Genomic DNA, 22,022 nt, shown 5'->3' on the forward strand with positions numbered 1-22,022 from the left:
TCAGTTCAGGCTGGCGAAGCCGTGGCCGTCGCGCACCAGGCGCTCCAGCAACGGCGAGGGTTGCCATTGCTTGGCGCCTGTCGCCTGATGGAACCGGGTGATGGCATCCAGGATGGCGCCCAGGCCCACCTGGTCAGCCCAGAACAGGGGACCGCCGCGCCAGGCGGGGAAGCCGTAGCCGTGGACCCAGATCATGTCGACGTCCAGCGCGCGGGCGGCCACACCCTCCTCCAGAATTTTCGCCGCCTCGTTCACCATGACGTACAGACAGCGCTCCAGTATCTCCTGATCCGTGACGCTGCGCGGGGTGATGCCCTTGGCGGCGCGGTCCTTGGCGATCAGGTCGGCCGTGACCGGGTCGGGCAGGGGCGCGCGGCTGCCGGCCTCATAGCGGTAGATGCCGGCTCCCGTCTTTTGGCCGTAGCGGCCCTGTTCGGCCAGGCGGTCCAGCCAGCCGGGCGGCGGGGTGTCGGGGTCGCCGGCCTTGCGTCGCTCCTCCCGGATGCGCCAGCCCACGTCCAGCCCGGCCAGGTCGCCCATGGCGAAGGGGCCCATGGGGAAGCCGAAATCCGTCAGCACGCGGTCCACTTGTTCCGGCGCCGCGCCTTCGTCCACCAGGGCCGTGGCCTCGCGCGCCCGCTGATGCAGCATGCGGTTGCCGACGAAGCCGTAGCAGACGCCCACGGCCACGCCGACCTTGCCGATGCGCCTGGCCACGTCCATGGCCGTGGCCAGCACGTCGGGCGCCGTCTCCCGGCCCCGCACCACCTCCAGCAAACGCATGACGTTGGCCGGGCTGAAGAAATGCAGGCCGGCCACGTCCTGGGGCCGGGCGGTCACGGCGGCGATGGCGTCGACGTCCAGGGTGCTGGTGTTGGTGGCCAGGATGGCGCCCGGCCGGCACACCTGGTCCAGCCGGGTGAAGATCCTCTTCTTCAGGTCCATGGACTCGAACACCGCCTCGATCACCAGGTCGGCGTCGGCCAGGTCGTCATAAGCCAGGCTGGGGCGGATCAGGCCAAGGCGCGTGTCCGCCTCTTCCTGGCTCAGCCTGCCCTTGGCCACGCTGGCCTGGTAGTTGCGGCGGATGGTGGACAGGCCCCGGTCCAGCGCCTCCTGGGTCATATCCAGCAGCACGGTGGGGATGTGCGCGTTGGCGAAGCACATGGCGATGCCGCCGCCCATGGTGCCGGCGCCGATGACGGCCACGCGCCGTACCGAGCGAGGCATCACGTCAAGCGCCAGGCCCGGCACCTTGGCCACCGCCCGCTCGGCGAAGAAGGAATGGATCAGGCCGGCGCGCTGTGGGTTGTCCATGCAGGCCAGGAACAGCTCGCGCTCCCGCTTCAGCCCCTCGGCCAGGGGCAGGGCACAGGCCGCTTCCACCGCTTCGACGCAGCGATGGGGGGCGAACAGATGGGGGGATTTCCGGGCCAGGTCGGCGCGGGCGGCGGAGAACAGCAGGGGGCTGACGGCGGCGATGCGGTCCCCCCGCGCACCGGTGCGCCGGGGCATCAGGCCCTTGGCCCGCACCCGCTTGGCATAGGCGAGGCCCGCCTCCAAGGGGTCGTGCTCCGTCGCCACCCAGTCGACCAGGCCGATGTCCAGGGCAGTGGTCGCCGTGACGGGATCGCCGCTGAGGATCATTTCCAGCGCCTTGGCCGGGCCGACCAGGCGGGGCAGGCGCTGGGTGCCGCCGGCGCCGGGCAGCAGGCCCAGCTTCACCTCCGGCAGGCCCAGCCTGGTTCCTGGAAGCGCCACCCGGAAATGGCAGCCCAGCGCCACCTCCAGCCCGCCACCCAAGGCCGTGCCGTGCAGCACGGCGATGACGGGCTTGGAGCTGGCCTCCAGCGCCGCCACCACATCGGGCAGGAAGGGCACCAGCGGCGCCTGGCCGAATTCGCGGATATCGGCGCCGGCCATGAAGGTGCGGCCGGCCGCCAGCAGGACCAGCAGGTCCGCCTCCCCATCCGCCTGGCCCTGGGCCAGGGTGCACAGCAGTCCCGCCCGCACGGTCTGACCCAGCGCGTTCACGGGCGGCTGGTCGACGGTGATGATGCCGGTGCGTCCCTGGCGCTCATAGCGCACGGGGGTGCGGTCGGTGGCGATGCCGCTGGCGTCCATGGAACCTCTCTCCCGAAACCGGCGCCTGGTTGGGTCGGCGCCTTCCGGGAGCGACAGTAACAAAGCTCCGACACGATGCAAGATTTGCGAAATATGATTCCGCGCAGCGGAATTTATTGTGCGCCCGGCGGGATTACAATGCCTTGGCCCTCTCGATCCGTTCATGGCGCCGTTCCCTGTCGGTCGGATCAGGTCGGATTGGAAAACGGCTTCGCCGTGGCTTTTGGGGGCAGGGCCGGAGGGACCGTTTGCGGGGCCGTGGCCTCGGGTGGTGGGGTGTCGTCCTGCCAGGCCACCCAGAAGCGGACCGTGGTCCGCCGCCGCGTTTCGGCCCGCTTGTTCATGAGGGTCAGGGTCAGGATCCGGTTGCCATCCTGCAGGGTGCCGCTGTACTCGCTGCCTGTGTACATGCTGTCGCCGACGAAGGTGGCGACCCCGTCGCCGCAGACATAGCGGGCGCATTCGCCCATGGGCGCCCCATCCTGCGAGATGCCGCAATAGATGGCGACGACCTGGGCGGTCCCGGGCAGTTCCACGAACAGGTTCTCTTCCCCTCCGGGGCGGATGGTGGTCCGTGTCTGCGCCTCCGTCACCCGCACCCCGGGGGCGCCCAGGTCCCGCGCCATGCGGTTCCGGCCCTGGTAATCGTTCCAGGCCTGGCAGAAGGGATAGTCCACGACGTTGGCGCCCCGGAAATAACCGGGGTTGGTGCGCAGTCCCGCTTGCCGCCACCAGGGGTCCGGTATCGAGGCGGTCATCAGGGCATAGACCAGGCTGACGGAAAGGGCGGCCGAGATCAGGGACACCAGAAACCGCCCCATGACCGCGACGGGGAGCGGCATCTGGGCCTCAAGCGACAAATTCGCGTCCATGGCTTTCGCCCTTTCCAATTTATTGCACAATGTAGAAGAAATTAGCGCACCCATTGAGAAGGGCGAAGCGGGGTAGGGGATTCAGGGGACGCTGTTGCCGTCGTCGCGCCAGGCCACCCAGAAATGGCCGGTGACGCCGTCCTCGGGGCCGGCGGAGCGGGTGGACATGGCCAAGGTCAGAACACGGCCTTTGACGTAGGCGCTATCCTCGACGAAAGCCGAGACACCGGTGCCGCAGCCACCGCGGGAACATTCTTCGACAGCGGTTCTCCCCGCGCCCGGCCGGCTGATGCCGCAATAGATGGCGGTCACCTTGGCCGCCTGGGGCAGCAGGACCGCCAGATCCTGTTCCGTGCCCTGGCGCACCGCGCCCCGGGTGGTGACCTCGGTCACGTGGATGCCGGGCCCGCGCAGGTCGCGCGCCAGGCGGCTCCGGCCCTGATAGTCGGTCCAGGCCTGACAGACGGGATAATCGGGCTGATTGAAGCCCCGGAACTGGCCGGGATAGCTGGGCATGCCGGCGCGTATCCACCATGGGGCGGGCACCAGCACCGACATCATGGCGTAGCAGACGCTGAAAGCCAGGGCGATCGTGGCCAGAGACAGCAGCAGCCGGCCCCGATCCAGGAAGCGCAGCAGCACCAGGTTCTCCAGCCGCCGGTTGGCGATGGCCAGGATGCTTGAGGCGATGTCGCGGCGATAGCGGTTCAGGGCGGCGTCCGGCCCCAGGATCGCCAAGGCGTTGACGTAGGATTCCTCCAGGTCGCCCATGCGGTCCTCCACCTCATCGGGGGTGGCCACCAGCATCAGGCAAAGGCGGGGGAACAGGGGCAGGACGGCTGGGGTGGCGACGGCGTTGCTGTTTTCGGACGGCGTCGTCATGGCTCAGGCCCCCTTGCCCGCCAGACCCAGGCCGTATTCCAACTCGTGACGGGTGTTGACGGCGTGGTCCAGCGCCTGACGACCCTCGCCGGTCAGCTTGAAATAGCGCTTGGCCCGGCCGCCGCGCGTCGGCGTCGGCTCGCCGAGATAGGACTCCAGCAGTTCCTTGGCCGACAGCCGGTCCAGGGTGGTGTAGACCGCGCCCAGCGTGTGCTCCCGCCGGGTGCGGCGGCTCAGTTCATCGCGGATGGCCACGCCGTAGGCGCCGTCGCCCAGGGCCAGGATGACCATCATCACCGCCTGTTCCAACGTGCCCAGTGTGTTCCTGCCCATCACGCCCACCCTGCTTCCCTATTTCTTCTACAATGTAAATCTGATGGCGCGACCCGTCAACGGGAGAACGGGACGGGGGAAGGGATCAGAGCGCCCGGCCGACCAGGGCCACACGGTTGGCCAGTTCCACCAGGCGGGGGCCCAGTTCCCTCTCCAACCGCTCGGGTGTCAGGATGTAGGACGGGCCGCCGCAATTGAACGCCAGGGGCGGCTGGCCCGGTTGGGTGGGGCGCAGGGGAACGGCCACGGAATTCACCCCCTGCACCCATTCGCCCACGTTCAGGCAAAAGCCGCGCGCGCGGATCTCATCGGCGGAGCGCAGGATGCCCCGCTCCACCATGGGCCAGAACTCCTCGCCCGCCCGTTGGCGCAGGCGTTCCATCAGGGGCGCGCGGGTGGGCTGATCCAAGGCCGCCAGATAGGCGCGGCCGATGCTGGACCGGCCCAGGGACAGGCGCGAGCCCACGTCCTGTTGCAGGCTGACCATGCCGGGCGCCCGGGCGCAGGCGATGTAGACCATGCTGAGGTCGTCGCGGCCGGCCAGAGCGGTCAGCACGCCGTCGCCGGCGTGGTCGGCCAGGGCCTGCAGGTAGGGCTGCGCCGTCTCGCGGATCTTCAGCCCACCCAGGCAAGCATAGCCCAGGCCCAGCACGGCCACACCCATGCGGTACTTGCCGTTGTCGGGTAGGTAATCCAGATAGCCCAGCTTGGCCAGGGTGTAGGTCAGGCGTGACACCGTGGCCTTGGGCAGGCCGCAGCGCTGCGCCAGGTCGGCATTGCCCAGGGGACCATCGGTGGGCTCGAAACAACGCAGGATGTCCAGCCCACGCGACAGCGCCGTGACGAATTGCCGGTCGCCGCCAGCCTCATCGCCCATCTCTTCCGTGACCGGACCGCCGCGCTTCTTCAAGGCATCTCCTCCCCGGGGCGCCCGTGTGCGCCCTTGAGACTGATTATACGTCTCCGCCGCCGGAGGAAACGGCGAACGACTTTTCGATGAAGCGGAAATAGCGGTGCAGCACGCCCGCGAAAAAAGCGATCAGCAGCAAGAGGCGGATGCTTTCCCAGGACGCCGGCGGCAAGCCCAGCCAGGCCAAGACGCCCCGCCCCGCCACCAGGGGGGCCAGGCCCCAGAACTCCGCCAGGTTCAGGACCAGCAGGATGCCGACGACGGGCATGAGCAGGACGATAAAGATCCGGCCCTTCCTCACGCGCGCCATGGTGCCGGATGACAACGCCGCATTGTCCATCTGCCGGGCCAGCCGTTCGATCCTGGGGGCGAGGCGCGCCGCTGTTGGCCGGCGGCCGCGCGAAGGCCGGTAGTGTCGGCTGACTAGGGCGTCATTGCAACTATAAGACGCATAGCTATGCGATGGGTCAGGGGCGAGGGGTCAGGCCTCGTCCTTGACCTCCACGCCTATTCCAGCCCGAAGAGCTTGGGAAGGCCATTCAGAAAGCCTTGAAGTATCAATCCGATGCAGGTCATCATCGCAAGCACGACGATGGACTGTTCGTCACCGGACGGTTGGCCCGGCCACTCCAGGATGCGGTCACAGGCATCGCCGCCCAGTCCAGCCGCACCTGCCAAATTCAGGATCAGGAACAGGCCGGTTATGGGTGTTACCACCGCCGTGAAGATCCTCAGACGTCTCGCGGCGCCGATCCCGCGCCTGGTCCGGGGACGTGTCATTCTTTTGGAAGCCGGGCCCCACGCTGGTCCTGAGAATCGTGAAACGTCGGCGCTCATCGTCCGGCGCGGGGGACTCAAATGTACGCGGCACTTTACTGGATAGACGCCCAGGACCTGCCCTGGACGGGCCGGTTGGCCATCATGGCGCGGCCCCGGGCGGGCGATTGGCTGGAGGATGAGGTCGCCGGCTGGCATGCTGCCGGGGTCGCCGAAGTGGTCAGTCTGCTGGAACCGGCGGAGGTTAGGGAACTGGCCCTGATGGAGGAGGAGGCGCTGTGCCGGGGGTGGGGAATGGCCTTCACTACCCTACCCATCCCGGATCGGGGCGTGCCAAACTCGCTGCGCCAGGTGACCGCCCTGGCGCGGCGCTTGTCCCAGGAGCTGGCGGCGGGCCGCCCCGTTGCCGTGCACTGCCGTGCGGGCATCGGCCGGTCGTCGCTGCTGGCGGCCTGCGTGATGGCTTGCGCTGGCCTGGATGCGGCGACGGCGTTCGCGCGCATCGCCCAGGCGCGGGGCATGCCCGTGCCGGATACGGACGAGCAGCGTGCCTGGGTGTGGTCTTTTGCCGAGGTGTTGCCTCTGCTGGCCTGATTCAGGCCCCGTCCTTGAGTGCCACACCCAGGCCGGCCAGCGCCTTCCAGTAACCCGGATAGGTCTTGGCGACGCAGCCCGGGTCGAGGATGGTGATGTCGCTGATCTTCAGGCCGGCCAGGGCGAAGCTCATGGCGATGCGGTGGTCGGCGTAGGTTTCGATGCGGGTGGGCAGGCTCTGGCCCGCCAGGCCGGGATCGCCAGCCACCAGCAGATCGTCGCCCTCCTCGACTGCCAGGCCGGGACGGATGCGGGACAGCTCGGTCGCCAACGCCGCCACGCGGTCGCATTCCTTCACCCGCAGGTTGGTGATGCCGGTGAAGCGCACGGGCGTGGCGTTGAAGGCCGCCAGCACCGCCAGGGTGGGAATGGCGTCCTGCATCTGCGAGCCGTCGATGACGGCCGGCAGGTGGGGGAACAGGCGGATGAAGTCGTAGGCGCGGGCGTCCGGCTGGGTGAAGGCGTCGGCCGGGGTGCCCAGGTCGATGGCGCCGCCGGTCAGGGCTTCCGCCGCCCACAGGTAGGTCGCGGCCGAGGCGTCGGGCTCCACCGCGAAATCGGCGGCCTGATAGCCGGTGGCGGCCACGGTCCAGACGGTGTCGCTGGGGTGGCTGACCTGGGCGCCGAAGGCGGCCATCGCGGCGGTGGTCAGATCGACATAGCCCTTGGCGCCGATGTCGGCGCCGGTCAGCACCACGTCGGTGGGCTCGCGCCCCAACGCGCCCATCATCAGCAGGGCGGAAACATATTGGCTGGACAGGCCGCCGTCGATCTCCACCCGGCCACCCTTGTAGCCGCCCTGGCCGTTGACGGTGACGGGCGGGCAGCCGGTGGGGGCGTCGATGGCGATGCCCAGGGTCTTCAACGCGGCGACCAGGGGGGCGATGGGGCGCTTGCGCATATGCGCGTCGCCATCCACCACCACGGTGCCGTCCACAGCGGCGGCCACCGCCGCCGTCAGGAAGCGGGTGGCCGTGCCGGCGTTGCCCAGGAACAGGGGCTGGGCCGGCGCGTTCAGGCGGCCGGTGCCATGGACGACGAAGGTGGTGTCGTCCGGCTCATCCACCGCGACACCCATGTCGCGCAGGGCCTGGGCCATATAGCGGGTGTCGTCGCTTTTCAGGGCGCCGGTCAGCCGACTGGTGCCGGCCGCCAGACCTGCCAACAGCAGGGCGCGGTTGGTGATGGACTTGGACCCCGGCGGCGCCACCCGGCCCTTCAGCGGACCCTGCGGCGGAATGATGGTTGTCGCGCCCGTACCCATTTTTTCCTTGTTCCTCAAGCGCCGGCGCGGCCATCCGGCCGCTTGGCTGTCCTCGCTGCGCCCTTCGGTGCTCGCTCCGGCGCCCGCAGTCGCGGGCTACCCGATGGCGTGAGGCACGCCATCGGGCTCTCTCCTCGTCTGGGAGCCAACTTAACCCTGGAACGGATCCCGCATCAGAATGGTGTCGTCGCGTTCGGGGCTGGTGGACAGCAGGGTCACCGGCGCTTCGATCAGTTCCTCGATGCGGCGGATGTACTTGATGGCCGTGGCCGGCAGGTCGGCCCAGGAGCGGGCGCCGTAGGTGCTTTCGGTCCAGCCCTGGAAGGTCTCGTAAATAGGCTCCACCTCGGCCTGGGCGGTCTGGCCGGCCGGCAGGTGGTGAATGACCTCACCCTTGTAACGATAGCCGGTGCAGACCTTCAGCTCCTCGATGCCATCCAGCACGTCCAGCTTGGTCAGGGCGATGCCGTCGATGCCGCCCACCTTCACCGCCTGGCGCACCAGCACGGCGTCGAACCAGCCGCAGCGGCGCTTACGCCCGGTGACCACGCCGAATTCCTTGCCCTTGGCGCCGATCAGTTCGCCGATGTCATCGAACAGCTCGGTGGGGAAGGGGCCGGAGCCGACGCGGGTGGTGTAGGCCTTGGTGATGCCCAGCACATGCCCGACGGCGCCGGGGCCCATGCCGCTGCCGGCGGCGGCGTTGCCCGACACGGTGTTGGAGGAGGTCACGAAGGGATAGGTGCCGTGGTCCACGTCCAGCATGGCGCCCTGGGCGCCCTCGAACAGGATGCGCTTGCCCTGGGCGCGGGCCTCTTCCAGGCGCTGCCAGACAACGGCGCTGTAGGGCAGGATGCGCGGGGCGATCTCCCGCAGCTGGGCCAGCAGCTCGGCGCGGTCGATCTCGGGCGCGTTCAGGCCGCGCAGCAGGGCGTTGTGGTGGAACAGCAGCTGGTCGACCTTGTGCTCCAGCACGGCCTCGTCGGCCAGGTCGCACAGGCGGATGGCGCGACGGGCCACCTTGTCCTCATAGGCCGGGCCGATGCCGCGGCCGGTGGTGCCGATCTTGCCGGCGCCGCGCGCCTCCTCGCGGGCCTTGTCCACCGCGCTGTGCAGCGGCAGGATCAGGGTGGCGTTCTCGGCCACGATCAGGCTTTCCGGGGTGATCTGCACGCCCTGCGCGGCGATGTTCTCGATCTCGCGCAGCAGGGCCCAGGGATCGACCACCACGCCGTTGCCGATGACCGACAGCTTGCCCGGGCGCACCACGCCAGAGGGCAGCAGCGACAGCTTGTAGGTGACGCCGTTGATGACCAGCGTGTGGCCGGCGTTGTGGCCGCCCTGGAAACGGACGATGACGTCGGCGCGGCTGGACAACCAGTCGACGATCTTGCCCTTGCCTTCGTCACCCCACTGCGAGCCGACGACCGCGACATTGGCCATGATGCTTCTCCCTCTAAAACGGCGCTCTCAATGACGGACGCGGGGCGGCGGGATTGGCCGCGGGCCCCGCGAAATCTCAACTCAGATGGACGCTCAGACCTCGACGGTCCAGCCGTCCCGCAGCAGATGGCTGCAGCCCAGGCGCTTGGCCTCGGCCGCGTCATCGTCCAGCGGCTCCAGCGCCGCCACCGTGTCCCAGCCCTTCTCGCGCAGGCGCTGGGCCTGGGCCGCCGGGGTACCGTGGGGCAGCAGCAGGCGGCGGGCCGGCGCCGGGCCGGGCACGGACTCAATGACCGTGTCGGTGAACAGGGTGAAGCCGGTGGCCGGTTCCCCCGCCAGGGTGCGATAGCGGCCGCCGCGCCCGATCTCGCCGCGCACGCCACGGGCGAAAATGGTGAAGCTGACGCCGGTCTGGTACTCGAACCCGCGCTGTTCCACGGGGTCGATCGTGATCTGGACGTGCGGGGCGGCGCTGACGATCAGGTTCACCACGGTGGCCAGGCGCTGGCGCTCCGGCTCCGCCTCCGCCGGCAGTTCGACGGCGGCCAGGGCCTCCACCGCGGCGGGGGCGTTGCCGCAGCACGCCATCACGCGGCCCAGCAGCTCGGCGGCGGCTCCGCCGATGGCGGCCAGGCCGGCGGCGTCGCGGTGGTCCAGGGCCTCGCGCGCGGCGCGCTGAGTGGCCTCATCCAGGCCCAGGGAACGGAACAACGCCGGCACCAGGGTGGGCACCGTCAGGTCCACGGTCAGGCCTTCGGCACCCAGGTTGGTCAGGGCCTCGGTCGCCAGCAGCACGATCTCGGCATCAGCCTCGGCGCGCAGGCTGCCGACCAGTTCCACGCCCACCTGGCCGAACTGGCGCTCATGGCGCAGTTGCGAGCCCTTCACGCGCAGCACCTGGCCGGCATAGGACAGGCGCAGGGGGCGGGGGGCTTTGCCCAGGCGGGTCTGGGCGATGCGGGCGACCTGCAGCGTCATGTCGGCCCGTAGGCCCATCATGCGCTGGGACACCGGATCCATCAGGCGGAAGGTCTGGTGCGCTAGCTTGGCGCCTGGGCCCGCCAGCAGACCCTCCTCGAATTCGATCAGCGGCGGCTTGACCCGGTCGTACCCATGGCGGCCGAAGTCCGCCATCAGCTGTTCCACGATGCGGGCCTCGTGCTGGGCGGCGGGCGGCAGAAGGTCGCGCAAGCCGGCCGGCAGCAGGGCCTTGGCCGCAATGGCCTCGTCGGCGCTGTCAGTCATAATGCAGAAGGGTCCCGGGCGTCGTAAGGGCGACAGTGCCCGTTACGGGTCTTTAATCGCTGGCCGCCCGGCACGCAATTGTTTAAGCCCCGCGCCCGCTGGGGAGGGGGCATGCGGGGCCAACCTCACCGTGTGCCTGGCCTTTAGGGAGCACAAGAAACTGAGGCGAAGCCTCTCGTATTCGGCGGGTAAGCGCTTATACTCTTATATGCTTATCCGCCTATAGGCTGCGCCATGTCCGACACCTCTTCTGAAACAACGCGCTGGAGCGTTTCGGTTTCTAAAAAGACCGATATCGCCGTTCGCACTTTCCTGGCCCAACGTGGCATGAAGAAAGGCGATCTCTCCAAGTTCATTGAGGAGGCGGTCAAGTGGCGGGTGTTCGAGCAGACCATGGCGGAGGCACGTGGCGGGTTCGATGACATGTCGCCAGACGATCTGGATGATCTCCTGAACGAAGCCGTCGCCGCGACGCGGCAAGATCGCACGCCCAAAGCCTGACTGACCGGTGCGCGTCGTCGTTGATACCAACGTCCTGATCAGCGCGCTGCTGGCAAAAGCCTCACTGCCGGCCCGCTTGGTGACCCTTTGGCGAGAGGGGCGCTTCAGCCTGCTTGTCTCGACGCCCCAGTTGGACGAGTTGATGCGTGTCACCCGCTACCCGAAGATACGGGCGCGTCTGCCGCCGGCCATAGCGGGTCAGTTGATCAATGACATGCGTGAGATTGCGGAGATTGTGGAGCCTCTGCCGACAGTCTCCGCCTCACCCGATCCCTTTGACAATTACCTGCTGGCCACCGCATTGGCAGGTGACGCGGATTTCCTGATTACTGGCGATAAACAGGATTTGCTGAGCCTACGGCGGTTCGAGGGCACTAAAATTCTGACTGTTCGTGACTTTCTGACCTTATTCGGATTGATGCCGCCAACTTAAGGCCAAGAAGGGCGGGGGCTTTGCCCCCTTCACACCACCCGCACGTTCTTGAACTGCCAGGCGTCCTCGCGGTCCAGGTTCTCAGGGAACAGGGTCTCGCGGCCGTCCAGGGGGGTCCAGTCGGTGTAGACGCCCACCACAGGCCCCAGGTAAGGCGTGGCGATTTCCATGACCCGCTCGAACGAAACCTCGTCGGCCTCGACCGGTCCCTGGGTCGGATTCTCCAGGGCCCAGACCATGCCGCCCAGGACGGTGGCGCAGACCTGCAGGCTGGTGGCGTTGTTGTAGGGCACCAGTTCGCGCGCCTCGGCCACGGTCAGCTGCGAGCCGTACCAGTAGGCGCCCTTCTCGTGGCCGCACAGCAGCACGCCCAACTCATCGATGCCGTCGACGATCTCGGTCATCAGCAGGCGCTGGCGCTCCTGCTGCACATAGCCCTTGCCCACGAATTCGTGGATCGAGGTGATGGCGTCGTCGCAGGGGTGATAGGCGTAGTGGCAGGTCGGGCGGTAGGCGACGCTGCCATCCTCGTTCCGCGCCGTGAAATAGTCGGCGATGGAGATGGCCTCGTTGTGCGTGACCAGGAAGCCGTGGAAGGGGCCCTCCATGGGTGTCCAGGTGCGCACCTTGGTGCTGATGCCCGGGCGGTTCAGGAAGATGGCCGCCTGGCTGCCGAAGTCGTGGCGCTGGCCATCGGCGGGGAAGTGGCGCTCATGCGTGCCCCAGCCCAGTTCCGCCGGCTGGCAGCCCTCGCTGACGAAGCCGTCGATGGACCAGGTGTTGACGAACTCGCCCCGCTCGCGCGGTCGGTCGGCCACCTGGGTGTCGCGCTCGGCCACATGCACGGTCTTGATGTCCAGGCGCTGGGCCAGACGGGCCCAGCCGTCGCGCGTGGTGGGCACGGCCACGTCCAGGCCGTTGTCCTGGGTGATGTTCAGCAGCGCCTGCTTCATGAAGTGCGACACCAGCCCCGGGTTGGCGCCGTGGGTCAGCACGGCGGTGGGGCCGCCGGGATAGCGGGTCTTCAGCTCCAGCGCCGCCTCGCGCAGGGCGTAGTTGCTGCGCAGCGACGGCGACAGGCTGGGGTCGGTGTAGCCGCCCACCCAGGGCTCGATGCAGGTGTCGAGGTAGAAGGCGCCGGCCTCCTGGCACAGCTCCACCAGCGCCAAGGACGAGACGTCGACCGACAGGTTCAGGACGAAGTCGCCCTTGCGCAGCAGCGGCACCAGGATGTCGCGATGGTTGTCGCGGGTCAGCGGACGGATCTGGAAATCCACCTGGTAATGCGCCGCCTCGTCCCGGCCACGCGCGTCGGCCGTGATGATGGTGATGCGGTCGGCGGTGATGTCCAGGTGCCGCAGCACCAGGGGAAGCACGCCTTGGCCGATACTGCCGAAACCGATGATATAAAGTCGCCCGGGGATGGCGGCATGTTTCACGGAATGGGACATCATAAACTCTCCGGGCTTTACCAACGGTTGACCGACCGTCTGTTGCTGTCGCGAATTCGCCGGCGTTCCTTCACGGGCGCCGGCCCCTCTGTTGAATTAAGAGCGCCGTGTTTGCCTCAAGCGATGCGGCGACGCAATATGCCGTATCGCGAATTCCGCCGAACCGGGGCGGAGACCAGGCCTGCGGTCGCCACCAGCGGGGCGTCGCGGACCTCCACCAGGCGGGCCTGGTCGAAGCCGTTGAAGGCCGTACGCAAGGCGGCGCCATAGGCGCCCAATTGCCCGATCTCGATCCAGTCGCCCTCGCGGATGTCGGCGGGCAGCAGGAAGGGACCGCGCATATAGTCGGCGCTGTCGCAGGTGGGACCCCAGAAGCTGAACTCCTGCAGCGCCTCGGCCTGTGTCGGGCAAATCAGGCGCACGGGAAACCGCATGCCCAAGGCGCCGGCGTCGGCCAGGCTGCCGTACGCGCCGTCATTGATGAAAAGCTCCGAGCCGCGGCGGCGTTCCACCTGGACGACGACCGAGGCGCCGGTGGCGACCAGGGCACGGCCCGGCTCGCACCACACCTGGACGTTGGACGCCAGAATCCATGGCCATCAGGCCGTCGCGGATGGCGGCCATGTAGTCGGCCAGCGGAGGCGGGTCCATGTCCGGGTAGCGGGCGGGGAAGCCGCCGCCCACGTCCACCACGTCGATGGCGACACCGGCGGCCTTCACCACGCGATCGGCGATGGCCAGCGCGCGGGTGTAGGCCTGTGGGTCCATGCACTGCGAGCCGACATGGAAACAGACGCCCACGCGCATCGCCAGCGGCCGGGCGGCGCGCAGCAGGGCCACCGCCTCGTCGAAGGCGGCGCCGAATTTGGCGGACAGGTCGTAGGCGGCCTGCCCCTTGGGCATGCCCAGCCGGATGATGAGGCCCAGGTCGGCCGCCACCGGGTCCAGGCGGGCGTCCACGCCGTCACCGCCGGGCACGCCCTCGGCCACCACCTCGACGATCTTGGCCAGCTCATCGGCCGAATCGAGGGAGAAGTCCCGCACCGACTGCTCGAAATAGGCGGCGCGGATGGCGGCACGGTTCTTCACCGGGTGCATGTAGTGCACGGCCGCCGACGGGTACATCTGGCGGGCCAGGCGGATCTCGGCGGGCGAGGCGCAGTCGAAATGGCGCAGGCCGCCTTCGGTCAGGGCGCGCAGCATGGTGGGGTCGGGGTTGCACTTCACCGCGTACATGACGGTGCCGCGCTCGCCGTCGCCCAGCGCCTGCTCCACCGCGTCATGGAAGGCGGCGATGAACTCGCGCGCGTTGGCGGCCACCTGACGCGGACGCAGGCAGTGCATCGGCTCCGCCGGCGCCAGGCTGGCGACCAGGCTGTCCACGGTGGGGGCGGGCGCCGTAACGGCGGAGGGACGGGACTGCGCGCGCACGCGGCGCAGGGGGGAAACGGCGGAACGGAAACGATAGGCCATAGCAATACCCCTGTCCGGCTCGGTCGTCGCCCTCGGGCGTACGGGGAACCGGCTTCATTCGGCTGATCCAGGGACCGCGCGGGGAAACGGGCGTGGCGGGTGACGCCAGGGGCCGTTCAACGTCAGCGATCGGTGGGAAGGGGGAATGATCTGGTCTAGCGTCGTGATTGCCGGGCCATCGGGTCGATCCGTCGACCTTAAGACCTCAAAGCGTCAACAGACGCGTCAGGACCAGAAGGGGCTTACCGCTTCACCGCCCGTTTTATGGTGGAAAGCATGATGTTGGTTCCCTCTCAAGGCCCGGCCCAGTCACTTTGGCCGGATCTGCTTAAAAAGGACGCCTAACGTCGTTGCTTAACCATCCAAGGGTTCGGGCCATGTTCAATGACCGGGACCCAGGGGCCAGTGGCACGTGCGGGTGCGTCGCGAATTCTGTATTTAGGCGATTTGGCGGCTCAAGCAAACTTAAATTTTTGAAGGGCCGCCTCCCGCTCCTCTCAAGGCTGGATAAGGAACCTGTTGGCGCTTGCCACTCAGGTGGCGCCGCCATCACTGGCCTGGCCTTTGGAGGCCGTCTTGACGTGGGCCATCCAGGCCAGCAGGGCCGCGACGGTGACGGGGGCCACCACCACCCAGCTGGGGTCGGTGAAGGACAGGATGGCGCTGGCGGCCAGGGCGGCGTTGGCCGCCAGGATGGCCAGGGCCACCAGATCGTGCCGGCCCAGGCGGCGCACCGCCTGCTGGTAGAAGTGCTGGCGGTGGGCCTGCCACACCGGCTCCCGCCGCCATAGGCGCTTGGCCAGGGTCAGGGTCGCGTCGCTCAGGTAATACAGCGGCAGGATCAGGGCCGGCAGCCACAGGCCATCGCCCGCCGCGCGCAGCAGCAGCCAGCCGGACAGGAAGCCCAGGGGCACGCTGCCGACATCGCCCAGGAAGACGCGGGCCGGGTGCCAGTTCCAGGCGATGAAGCCCAGGGCCACGCCGGCCAGGGCCAGGGCGTAGGAACTCATGAACCCCATCAGGCCGGCGGCGAAGTAGGCGGCCGCCAGGCCCAGGCCCAGGCACAGTGTTTCCACGGCGCTGATGCCGTCGATGCCATCCATGAAATTGAACAGGTTGACGAACCACACCCACGCCAGGCCGGCCACGAAGCGGTCCAGCCAATGCGGCAGCCAGCCCTGGAACACCAGGGCCTCGCCCGGCAGGGCCGACAGGCCCACGGCCACGGCCAGCACCTGGGCCAGCAGGCGCCAGCCGGGCGGCACGCCACCCAAATCGTCGGACCACGAAATGACGGCCAGGGCCAAGGCGGCGGCGATGGTGGGCCACAGCGTGTCCATGTCCCCCGCCACCAGGCCGGTCACGGCCCAGGCGCCCAGCAGGGCCGGCACGACACCCAGCCCGCCGCCGCGGGGCGTGGGCGAGATGTGGCTGGAGCGTTCATTGGGCTGGTCCATGACCTGGCGGCGTTTCAGCCACCAGGTGGCCGCCCCCACCAGGCCAAGCGCCAGCAGGAAGGGCAGGAACAGGCAGAGGAAGGGGGTCAGGATGGACATGGGCCCTTCTTGTAAGCAACTCGGGGTGGCTTCACAAGGCCGGGTGCGGTTGACGTCCTGTCGTGCGGCCAGGGGTCACGGCGCCTTGCGCCACACCGAATAGGCCACGGTGCCGTCGCCCGAGGCGCTGGCCGGCACGCCATAGCTCAGCAGCCGGCCGTCATAGGTGTAGTCGCGCACCTGGCGCTTGCCCTCCCAATTGGGGAATGACGCCGCCTGCACGTCGAACACCAGCTGGTGATGCTCCCGGTCGATCTGGACGGTACCGAAGTGGGTGCTGGAGCCCAGGACGGCCTGTCGGTACTCCTCCGCCGAGCCCTGGGCCTTCACGCCGCTGGCGAAGGCGGGCCGGCCCACCCGGAAGATCTGCATGTTGTAGCGGCCGGCCGAATTGACGGTCAGCAGGCCCAGCGGGTGCTCGCCATAATTGGTCGTGCGGCTGCCGTCGGCATGGATCTCGTACGCCGCGTCCATCACCCAGGTGCCTTCCAGGGAGGGCAGATCGGCGGCGCGGGCGCCGGCGGATGTGCCGATGGCCGCCAGCATGGCCAGGACGGATAACCCTCTTTCGAAACGCATGATCGCTTCCTTCTTCTTGTAACCGGTTCATCTGGTTTCAGTGACACGATGGTTGCCCTCATTCCTGAAACCTGTCAATACGGTTACATGAGACAGAGCGACCCTATGGCGGAGGAACGTGACGGCTTCCGCTTCCGCGGCGGTTGCCCCGCAATCGATCTGCCGGCCACCTTGCAGGCGCGGCTGAAGCCCGCGCCGCGCGAACTACTGGCGACGCCGGAGGATGTGCGGCGCTGGATGGTGGCGGCCGGCCTGACCGACACGGCACCGCCGGCGGGCGAGGGGGATTTGGCGCTGGCCCGGCGCCTGCGCGAGGCCATTTACGATCTGGCCGTCCATCGGCATGGCGGCAGCGGCCCACCCGGTGGCAGCCTCAATTCGGCGTTGTACGTGCTGAACCAGGTGGCCGCCCTGCCGGCGGCGACACCCGCCCTGGCGCTGGCGGGCTCCACGGCGGCCGTGGCGCTCCACGGCCCCATGTCGGCCTTCATCGCCACCGTGGCGCGCGAGGCGGTGCATCTGTTCGGCAGCGGGGCACCCGTCCGGCAATGCCAATCGCCCGCCTGTACCCTGTTCTTCGTCGACACCTCCCGTGCCGGCGACCGCCGCTGGTGTTCCATGAAAGGCTGCGGCACCAAGGCCAAGGTGGCGGAGTTCCGCCGGCGCAAGCGCGAGGGGGCTTGAATAAGGCCGTCGAGCAGGGGACTGAAAATCCCCTGCTCGACGGGAACCACATTTACTCCACCACCCGCACCTTCACGTAGCTGCCGGGGGCGTCCTCGATGGCCTTCAGCTTGCCTTCACCGGGCACGCGGGCCGGGACCTGCGGGCCGGCGTACGGCTTCAGCCAGTCGGCGTAGACGGGCCACCAGCTGCCGGGCACCTGGGTGGTACCGGCCAGCCATTCGTCCGGCGTGGCGGGCAGGCTGTCGTTCAGGAAGTGGCTGTATTTGTTGGCAGCCGGCGGGTTGACCACGCCGGCGATATGGCCGGAGGCGGCCAGCACGAACTTCACCGGCCCACCATAGAGCTGGGTGGCGGCGTAGGTGCTTTTCCACGGCGCGATGTGGTCCTCGCGGGTGGACAGCATGAAGGTGGGCGTCTTGATGGTGCGCAGGTCGATGGGCACGCCCTTCAGGGTGATGCCGCCCGGCCGCACCAGCAGGTTCTTCTGGTACATGTTGCGCAGATAGAAGCTGTGCATGGCCGGCGGCATGCGGGTGCTGTCGGAATTCCAGTACAGCAGGTCGAAGGGGAAGGGGTCCTTGCCCAGCAGGTAGTTGTTGACCACGAAGGACCAGATCAGGTCGTTCGAGCGCAGCATGTTGAAGGTGGTGGCCATGGACTGGCCGTCCAGGTAACCCCGGCTTTTCATGCGGGTTTCCAGGGCGCCCAGCTGCTCCTCATCGATGAACACCGACAGCTCGCCCACGTCGGTGAAATCGGTCAGGGTCACCAGGTACATCGCGCTCTTGATGCGCGCGTCCTTCTTGGCGGCCATATAGGCCAGCGTGCCCGACAGCAGGGTGCCGCCAATGCAGTAGCCGATGGCGTTCACGCCCTCCTCGCCGGTGGCGTCCTTGATGGCGTCCAGGGCGGCCAGCGGCCCGTCGACCATGTAGTCCTCGAAATCCTTGGCCGCCAGCTTCTCATTGGGATTGACCCAGGAGATGACGAAGACGGTGTGGCCCTGCTCCGTCAGCCAGCGGATCAGCGAGTTGGCCGGCTTCAGGTCCAGGATGTAGAACTTGTTGATCCACGGCGGGATGATCAGCAGCGGCGTCTTGTGCACCGTCTCGGTCAGCGGCGCGTACTGGATCAACTGCATCAGATCGTTCTGGAAGACCACCTTGCCCGGGGTGACGGCGATGTTGCGTCCCACCTCGAACGCCGAATAGTCGGTCATGGAAATGGCCAGCTGGCCGCGGCCGCGCTCCAGGTCGCCCAGCAGGTTCTCCAGGCCCTTCAGCAGGTTGTCGCCGCCCGTCTCCAGCGTGACGCGCAGCACCTCGGGATTGGTCAGGGGGAAGTTGGTGGGCGACAGCGCGTCCACGAACTGGCGGGTGAAGAAATCCAGCTTCTTGGCGGTCTTGCCCTCCAGCCCCTCCACCCCGCGCACGGCGGTTTGCACGTACTTGGCGGTCAGCAGATAGGACTGCTTGATGAAGTCGAAGACGGCGCTTTCCTCCCAGGACTTGTCCTTGAAGCGCTTGTCCTCCTTGGCCGGGCTGATGACGGGCTCGGCCTCCTCCCCCATCAGGCGCTGGGCCGTGCGCTGCCACAGGGCCATGTAGTCCTGCCACAGGCCCAGTTGCGCCTCGATCAGGCGGTTGGGGTCGGCCATCAGCCGGGCCGTCATCTCCATGAAGGCGCCGCCCAGGTTGAACGGGTCCAGGTTGGACAGGTTGGCCGGCAGGCTGCTGAAGGGCGCGGCGATGGACATGGGGTCGGCGGCGGCGGTGCCGTCGGCCGGCGTCTGCGCCTGCCGGCCCACGAAATCGGCCACCAGCCTCTGCGCCTGTTCCGCGATGCGGTTCATGGCCAGGGTCATTTCCACCGGATCGGGCAGGCGGACCTCGCCATCCTTCGGCCCATCCTTATCCTTGGCGGGCGCATCCTTGGCCGCGGGCCTGGTGGCTTCCACCTTGGGCATATCGGCCTTGGGTGCCTCGGCCTTGGGCGCTTCGGCCTTAGGCGCTTCGACGGGCTTGAAGGGCGGCGGCTTGGGCGCCTCCGGGACGGTGGCCGGCATCACCACGCTGGGTGGCAGGGGGACGGCCTTGCGGCGCGGGGCCCTGGCGGCCACGGCTGGGGCGGCGGCGGCCTTGGCCGGCTGTTTCGCGCGCCCTCGGGCGGCACCCGGAGCGTCCTTGGCTTTTTCCGCCGTCACACCGGCCACGGGCACGGGGGCCAGCGGCTCCCGGGTCAGGTTCTTGTGCGCCTTCAGGTGCGGCGCGCCCGGCACGGGCGGGGCGATGGGGGTGGCGCGCACCACTTTCGCTTTCGGCGCGGCCGCGGTCTTGGCGGCGGCCTTGGGCGCGCTCGCGGCTTTGGCGGCCGTGTTCTTCGCCGGCGGCGCCTTCACGGGCGCGGCCTTGGCGGCCGGCTTGGGCGGCGGGGCCTTGGGCGTCGTCGCCTTCGCTGCGGTGGCCCTGGCCCGTTGAGGGGGCGCCGGTTGGGTCGGGGCGGGAGGGACGGTTTCGGGGGCAGTTTTGGAAACGCGCGGGGACCGGGTACGCTTGGGCGGGGTATCGGCCATGCTTTCTTGTTCCTTCGCCTCGATTACCAGGGGGCTGTTCTGATGGAAGCGGCGCCCGCGCGAGGTGTTCCGCGGGGACCCGGTAAGGACGCCCGCCCGCTGCCCGGCCGTTCCGCCGCCGTAAGAAGGCTGGGTTACGGCTGGTCACGGCGCTTGCGGCCCGTGGGGATTTCATACACGATCCGGCCATGATTTTCACCGACGCTGACGCACGGCCCACGGGTGCAGCCACCCAGGATGGTCACTCCAACCGTTCCCGCCCCGTCCTCGGCGCGCGCGCCCTGGCCGGTCGCGGCCTGCTGGCGCTGGTCCTTGCGGGCGCTGGTTTGAGCCTGGGCGGGTGCGCCGGCCAGCTGGTGCCTCAGGCCTTGTTCCACGATGGCCCCGAAGATCCGGAGCCCATGGCCAATGACGCCAGCAGCAAGGCCCTGTTGCTGGGTGAGCGGCCCGTGCGCCGCGTGGGGCCGCCGCCCGCCGTGTGGCCCAACCTGGCCTCGGTGCCGGAGCGGCCGAAGGACGTGCCGGATCCCGCCACTCGGCAAAAGGACATGGACGCGCTGCTGGCGAACCGGACGGCGGCGGGTTCCATCGCCACGGACCTGAACAAATATCAGGCCTCCCCGGACCAGCAGTCGGTGCAGCGCGCCGGTTCCTCCTCCAGCGCGCTGTTCGGCCCGTCCAGCGGATCGGCCGCGCCCAGCCAGAGCAAGATGCCGGTTGTGCCCAGCGCGCCGCCCACGGTCCCGGGCCGCGTGCCCGATGCCGTTCCGGCCGCCCCCGTCGCCGCCCCCGCGACCGCCGCTCCTGCCGCTACCGGCGCCGCCGCTAGCCAGGCTGGTGCCCCCGCCGCCAACGGCACCAGCCAGACCCCCCAGAACTGATCCGGCACATCCCCGGGGCCACTCGTGTCCCCTGGGGACTGGATTGGGGCGGAAAATTAGCTGGGTGCGGGCGTTCTTGTAAGCAAATGTCTTGAAACGGGATGCCCGCCCTGTGGAAATTGCTGTCGCCCGGTTTCGGCCGGGACGATACAAACCATCGGCGATCCATGCCTCCCATCCACCCTGAAATCGGTACAGACCGTCCCATGAACGAAGAGTTCCACCGCATTAAGCGCCTGCCGCCCTATGTGTTCGCCGAAGTGAACGCGATGAAGGCGCGAGCTCGCGCGGCCGGTGAGGACATCATCGACCTCGGCATGGGCAACCCCGACCAGCCCACCCCGCCCCACATCGTGGAAAAGCTGGTGGAGGCCGTGCGCAATCCCAAGACGCACCGCTATTCCATGTCCCGCGGCATCCCCGGCCTGCGCAAGGCGATCTCCGCCTATTACAAGCGCCAATTCGACGTCGACATCGATCCGGAGACGGAGGCCTGCGTCACCATCGGCTCCAAGGAAGGGCTGGCCAACCTGGCCCAGGCCATCACCAGCCCGGGCGACGTCATCCTGGTGCCCAATCCCTCATACCCCATCCATCCCTTCGGCTTCATGCTGGCGGGTGCGGCCTTGCGGCATATCCCGGTGGTGGAGGGCCTGGACAATTTCGTGGAGACGCTGGAACGCGCCATCCGCCATTCGGTGCCCAAGCCCATCGCCGTCATCGTCAGCTTCCCGGCCAACCCGACGACGCAGACGGTCACGCTGGATTTCTACCGCCCGATCGTGGAGCTGTGCCTGAAGCATGGCATCTACATCTTGTCGGACATCGCGTACGCGGAGATCTATTTCGACGGCAACCCGCCACCGTCCATCCTGCAGATCCCCGAGGCGCGCGACATCACGGTGGAATTCAACAGCCTCAGCAAGACCTACAACATGCCGGGCTGGCGCGTGGGCTTCGGCGTGGGGTCCAAGAAGCTCATCGGCGCGCTGGCCAAGTTCAAGTCCTACGTCGACTACGGCGCCTTCACCCCCATCCAGGTGGCGGCCACCGCCGCGCTGAACGGACCGCAGGACTGCGTGGAGGAGATCCGGCAGATGTACAAGGCGCGCCGCGATGCCCTGATCGACGGCCTGGCCGCCGCCGGCTGGGACGTGCCGCCGCCGGCCGCCACCATGTTCGTCTGGGCCCGGATTCCGGAGCCCTTTCGCGCCTTGGGCTCGCTGGAATTCTCCAAGCTGCTGCTGCAGGAGGCGCAGGTCGCCGTCTCCCCCGGCATCGGCTTTGGCGAGTATGGCGACGAGCACGTGCGCTTCGGCTTGGTGGAAAACGTCCAGCGCATCCGCCAGGCCTGCCGCAACATCCGGGGCTTCCTGCACCTGAACGGGCAACGGCGCGGAAGCCGCCGGCAAAAAAGTGGTCTGAGGTCCAATGGTTAAGGTCGA

Annotated in this window: 23 protein-coding genes; 7 read left to right on the forward strand and 16 right to left on the reverse strand. The window is 68.4% G+C overall.

What is annotated here, in order from left to right; all coding sequences use genetic code 11:
• The 7 genes from UAA55_RS14040 to UAA55_RS14070 form a co-directional block, all read right to left on the reverse strand.
• Positions 1–2,124, reverse strand: coding sequence for a 3-hydroxyacyl-CoA dehydrogenase NAD-binding domain-containing protein (locus UAA55_RS14040; RefSeq protein WP_322953486.1), 2,124 nt, complete (start codon positions 2,122–2,124; stop codon positions 1–3).
• Between the two features lie 188 nt (positions 2,125–2,312).
• Positions 2,313–2,966 carry a hypothetical protein gene (locus UAA55_RS14045; protein WP_322953487.1) on the reverse strand — a complete coding sequence of 218 codons (654 nt, stop codon included), beginning with the start codon at positions 2,964–2,966 and terminating at the stop codon, positions 2,313–2,315.
• 111 nt (positions 2,967–3,077) lie between these two features.
• Complete coding sequence (locus UAA55_RS14050; protein ID WP_322953488.1) at positions 3,078–3,878, reverse strand: hypothetical protein; 801 nt, start codon at positions 3,876–3,878, stop codon at positions 3,078–3,080.
• A 3-nt stretch (positions 3,879–3,881) separates the two neighbouring features.
• Positions 3,882–4,211 carry a PadR family transcriptional regulator gene (locus UAA55_RS14055; RefSeq protein ID WP_322953489.1) on the reverse strand — a complete coding sequence of 110 codons (330 nt, stop codon included), beginning with the start codon at positions 4,209–4,211 and terminating at the stop codon, positions 3,882–3,884.
• A gap of 85 nt (positions 4,212–4,296) precedes the next feature.
• Complete coding sequence (locus tag UAA55_RS14060) at positions 4,297–5,121, reverse strand: IclR family transcriptional regulator (RefSeq protein WP_322953490.1); 825 nt, start codon at positions 5,119–5,121, stop codon at positions 4,297–4,299.
• 43 nt (positions 5,122–5,164) lie between these two features.
• Positions 5,165–5,461, reverse strand: a complete 297-nt coding sequence (locus UAA55_RS14065; RefSeq protein ID WP_322953491.1) for a hypothetical protein — start codon at positions 5,459–5,461, stop codon at positions 5,165–5,167.
• A gap of 167 nt (positions 5,462–5,628) precedes the next feature.
• Positions 5,629–5,838: a hypothetical protein gene (locus UAA55_RS14070; RefSeq protein WP_322953492.1), complete on the reverse strand. Its 210-nt coding sequence runs from the start codon at positions 5,836–5,838 to the stop codon at positions 5,629–5,631.
• A 141-nt stretch (positions 5,839–5,979) separates the two neighbouring features.
• Between UAA55_RS14070 and UAA55_RS14075 the strand changes: the two genes are divergently transcribed.
• Entirely contained in the window at positions 5,980–6,492 is a 513-nt protein-coding gene (locus UAA55_RS14075; protein WP_322953493.1) for a phosphatase domain-containing protein, read from the forward strand.
• A 1-nt stretch (position 6,493) separates the two neighbouring features.
• Here UAA55_RS14075 and UAA55_RS14080 read toward each other — a convergent pair whose 3' ends face one another.
• The 3 genes from UAA55_RS14080 to UAA55_RS14090 all read right to left on the reverse strand — a co-directional run bounded on the left by UAA55_RS14080 (position 6,494) and on the right by UAA55_RS14090 (position 10,444).
• Positions 6,494–7,756: a 3-phosphoshikimate 1-carboxyvinyltransferase gene (locus tag UAA55_RS14080; protein WP_322953494.1), complete on the reverse strand. Its 1,263-nt coding sequence runs from the start codon at positions 7,754–7,756 to the stop codon at positions 6,494–6,496.
• A gap of 150 nt (positions 7,757–7,906) precedes the next feature.
• Positions 7,907–9,199: an adenylosuccinate synthase gene (locus UAA55_RS14085; protein WP_040847901.1), complete on the reverse strand. Its 1,293-nt coding sequence runs from the start codon at positions 9,197–9,199 to the stop codon at positions 7,907–7,909.
• Between the two features lie 93 nt (positions 9,200–9,292).
• Positions 9,293–10,444, reverse strand: coding sequence for an ATP phosphoribosyltransferase regulatory subunit (locus UAA55_RS14090; RefSeq protein WP_322953495.1), 1,152 nt, complete (start codon positions 10,442–10,444; stop codon positions 9,293–9,295).
• Between the two features lie 234 nt (positions 10,445–10,678).
• On the opposite strand from UAA55_RS14090, the gene UAA55_RS14095 reads away from it, so the two are divergent.
• Both UAA55_RS14095 and UAA55_RS14100 read left to right on the forward strand, forming a co-directional pair.
• Positions 10,679–10,945: a ribbon-helix-helix domain-containing protein gene (locus tag UAA55_RS14095; protein ID WP_088872782.1), complete on the forward strand. Its 267-nt coding sequence runs from the start codon at positions 10,679–10,681 to the stop codon at positions 10,943–10,945.
• 7 nt (positions 10,946–10,952) lie between these two features.
• Positions 10,953–11,378, forward strand: coding sequence for a putative toxin-antitoxin system toxin component, PIN family (locus tag UAA55_RS14100; RefSeq protein ID WP_322953496.1), 426 nt, complete (start codon positions 10,953–10,955; stop codon positions 11,376–11,378).
• 29 nt (positions 11,379–11,407) lie between these two features.
• Here the strand turns inward: UAA55_RS14100 and UAA55_RS14105 are convergent, their stop codons facing one another.
• The 5 genes from UAA55_RS14105 to UAA55_RS14125 form a co-directional block, all read right to left on the reverse strand.
• Entirely contained in the window at positions 11,408–12,829 is a 1,422-nt protein-coding gene (locus tag UAA55_RS14105) for a homospermidine synthase (protein ID WP_322954463.1), read from the reverse strand.
• Positions 12,830–12,945: 116 nt separating this feature from the next.
• Positions 12,946–13,341, reverse strand: a complete 396-nt coding sequence (locus tag UAA55_RS14110; protein ID WP_322953498.1) for a type III PLP-dependent enzyme domain-containing protein — start codon at positions 13,339–13,341, stop codon at positions 12,946–12,948.
• A complete protein-coding gene (locus tag UAA55_RS14115) occupies positions 13,304–14,302 on the reverse strand; it encodes a type III PLP-dependent enzyme domain-containing protein (RefSeq protein ID WP_322953500.1) in 999 nt (332 codons plus the stop codon). The genes UAA55_RS14110 and UAA55_RS14115 overlap by 38 nt, the downstream gene beginning before the upstream one ends.
• 533 nt (positions 14,303–14,835) lie before the next feature.
• Positions 14,836–15,858 (reverse strand): MraY family glycosyltransferase, encoded by a 1,023-nt coding sequence (locus tag UAA55_RS14120; RefSeq protein WP_322953502.1) that lies wholly within the window; start codon positions 15,856–15,858, stop codon positions 14,836–14,838.
• Positions 15,859–15,933: 75 nt separating this feature from the next.
• On the reverse strand, positions 15,934–16,437 hold the full coding sequence (locus UAA55_RS14125; RefSeq protein WP_322953503.1) for a lipocalin-like domain-containing protein: 504 nt from the start codon (positions 16,435–16,437) through the stop codon (positions 15,934–15,936).
• A 105-nt stretch (positions 16,438–16,542) separates the two neighbouring features.
• On the opposite strand from UAA55_RS14125, the gene UAA55_RS14130 reads away from it, so the two are divergent.
• Entirely contained in the window at positions 16,543–17,121 is a 579-nt protein-coding gene (locus UAA55_RS14130) for a CGNR zinc finger domain-containing protein (protein WP_322953504.1), read from the forward strand.
• 52 nt (positions 17,122–17,173) lie between these two features.
• Here UAA55_RS14130 and UAA55_RS14135 read toward each other — a convergent pair whose 3' ends face one another.
• Positions 17,174–18,988, reverse strand: coding sequence for a PHA/PHB synthase family protein (locus UAA55_RS14135; RefSeq protein WP_322954464.1), 1,815 nt, complete (start codon positions 18,986–18,988; stop codon positions 17,174–17,176).
• A 430-nt stretch (positions 18,989–19,418) separates the two neighbouring features.
• On the opposite strand from UAA55_RS14135, the gene UAA55_RS14140 reads away from it, so the two are divergent.
• The 3 genes from UAA55_RS14140 (at position 19,419) to UAA55_RS14150 (ending at position 22,016) form a co-directional block, all read left to right on the forward strand.
• Positions 19,419–19,601 (forward strand): hypothetical protein, encoded by a 183-nt coding sequence (locus UAA55_RS14140; protein ID WP_322953505.1) that lies wholly within the window; start codon positions 19,419–19,421, stop codon positions 19,599–19,601.
• A gap of 283 nt (positions 19,602–19,884) precedes the next feature.
• On the forward strand, positions 19,885–20,577 hold the full coding sequence (locus tag UAA55_RS14145; protein ID WP_322953506.1) for a hypothetical protein: 693 nt from the start codon (positions 19,885–19,887) through the stop codon (positions 20,575–20,577).
• A 206-nt stretch (positions 20,578–20,783) separates the two neighbouring features.
• Positions 20,784–22,016 carry an LL-diaminopimelate aminotransferase gene (locus UAA55_RS14150; RefSeq protein ID WP_322953507.1) on the forward strand — a complete coding sequence of 411 codons (1,233 nt, stop codon included), beginning with the start codon at positions 20,784–20,786 and terminating at the stop codon, positions 22,014–22,016.
• Positions 22,017–22,022 lie beyond the last annotated feature (6 nt).

The organism is Nitrospirillum guanabarense (assembly GCF_034653355.1).
GTDB lineage: Bacteria > Pseudomonadota > Alphaproteobacteria > Azospirillales > Azospirillaceae > Nitrospirillum.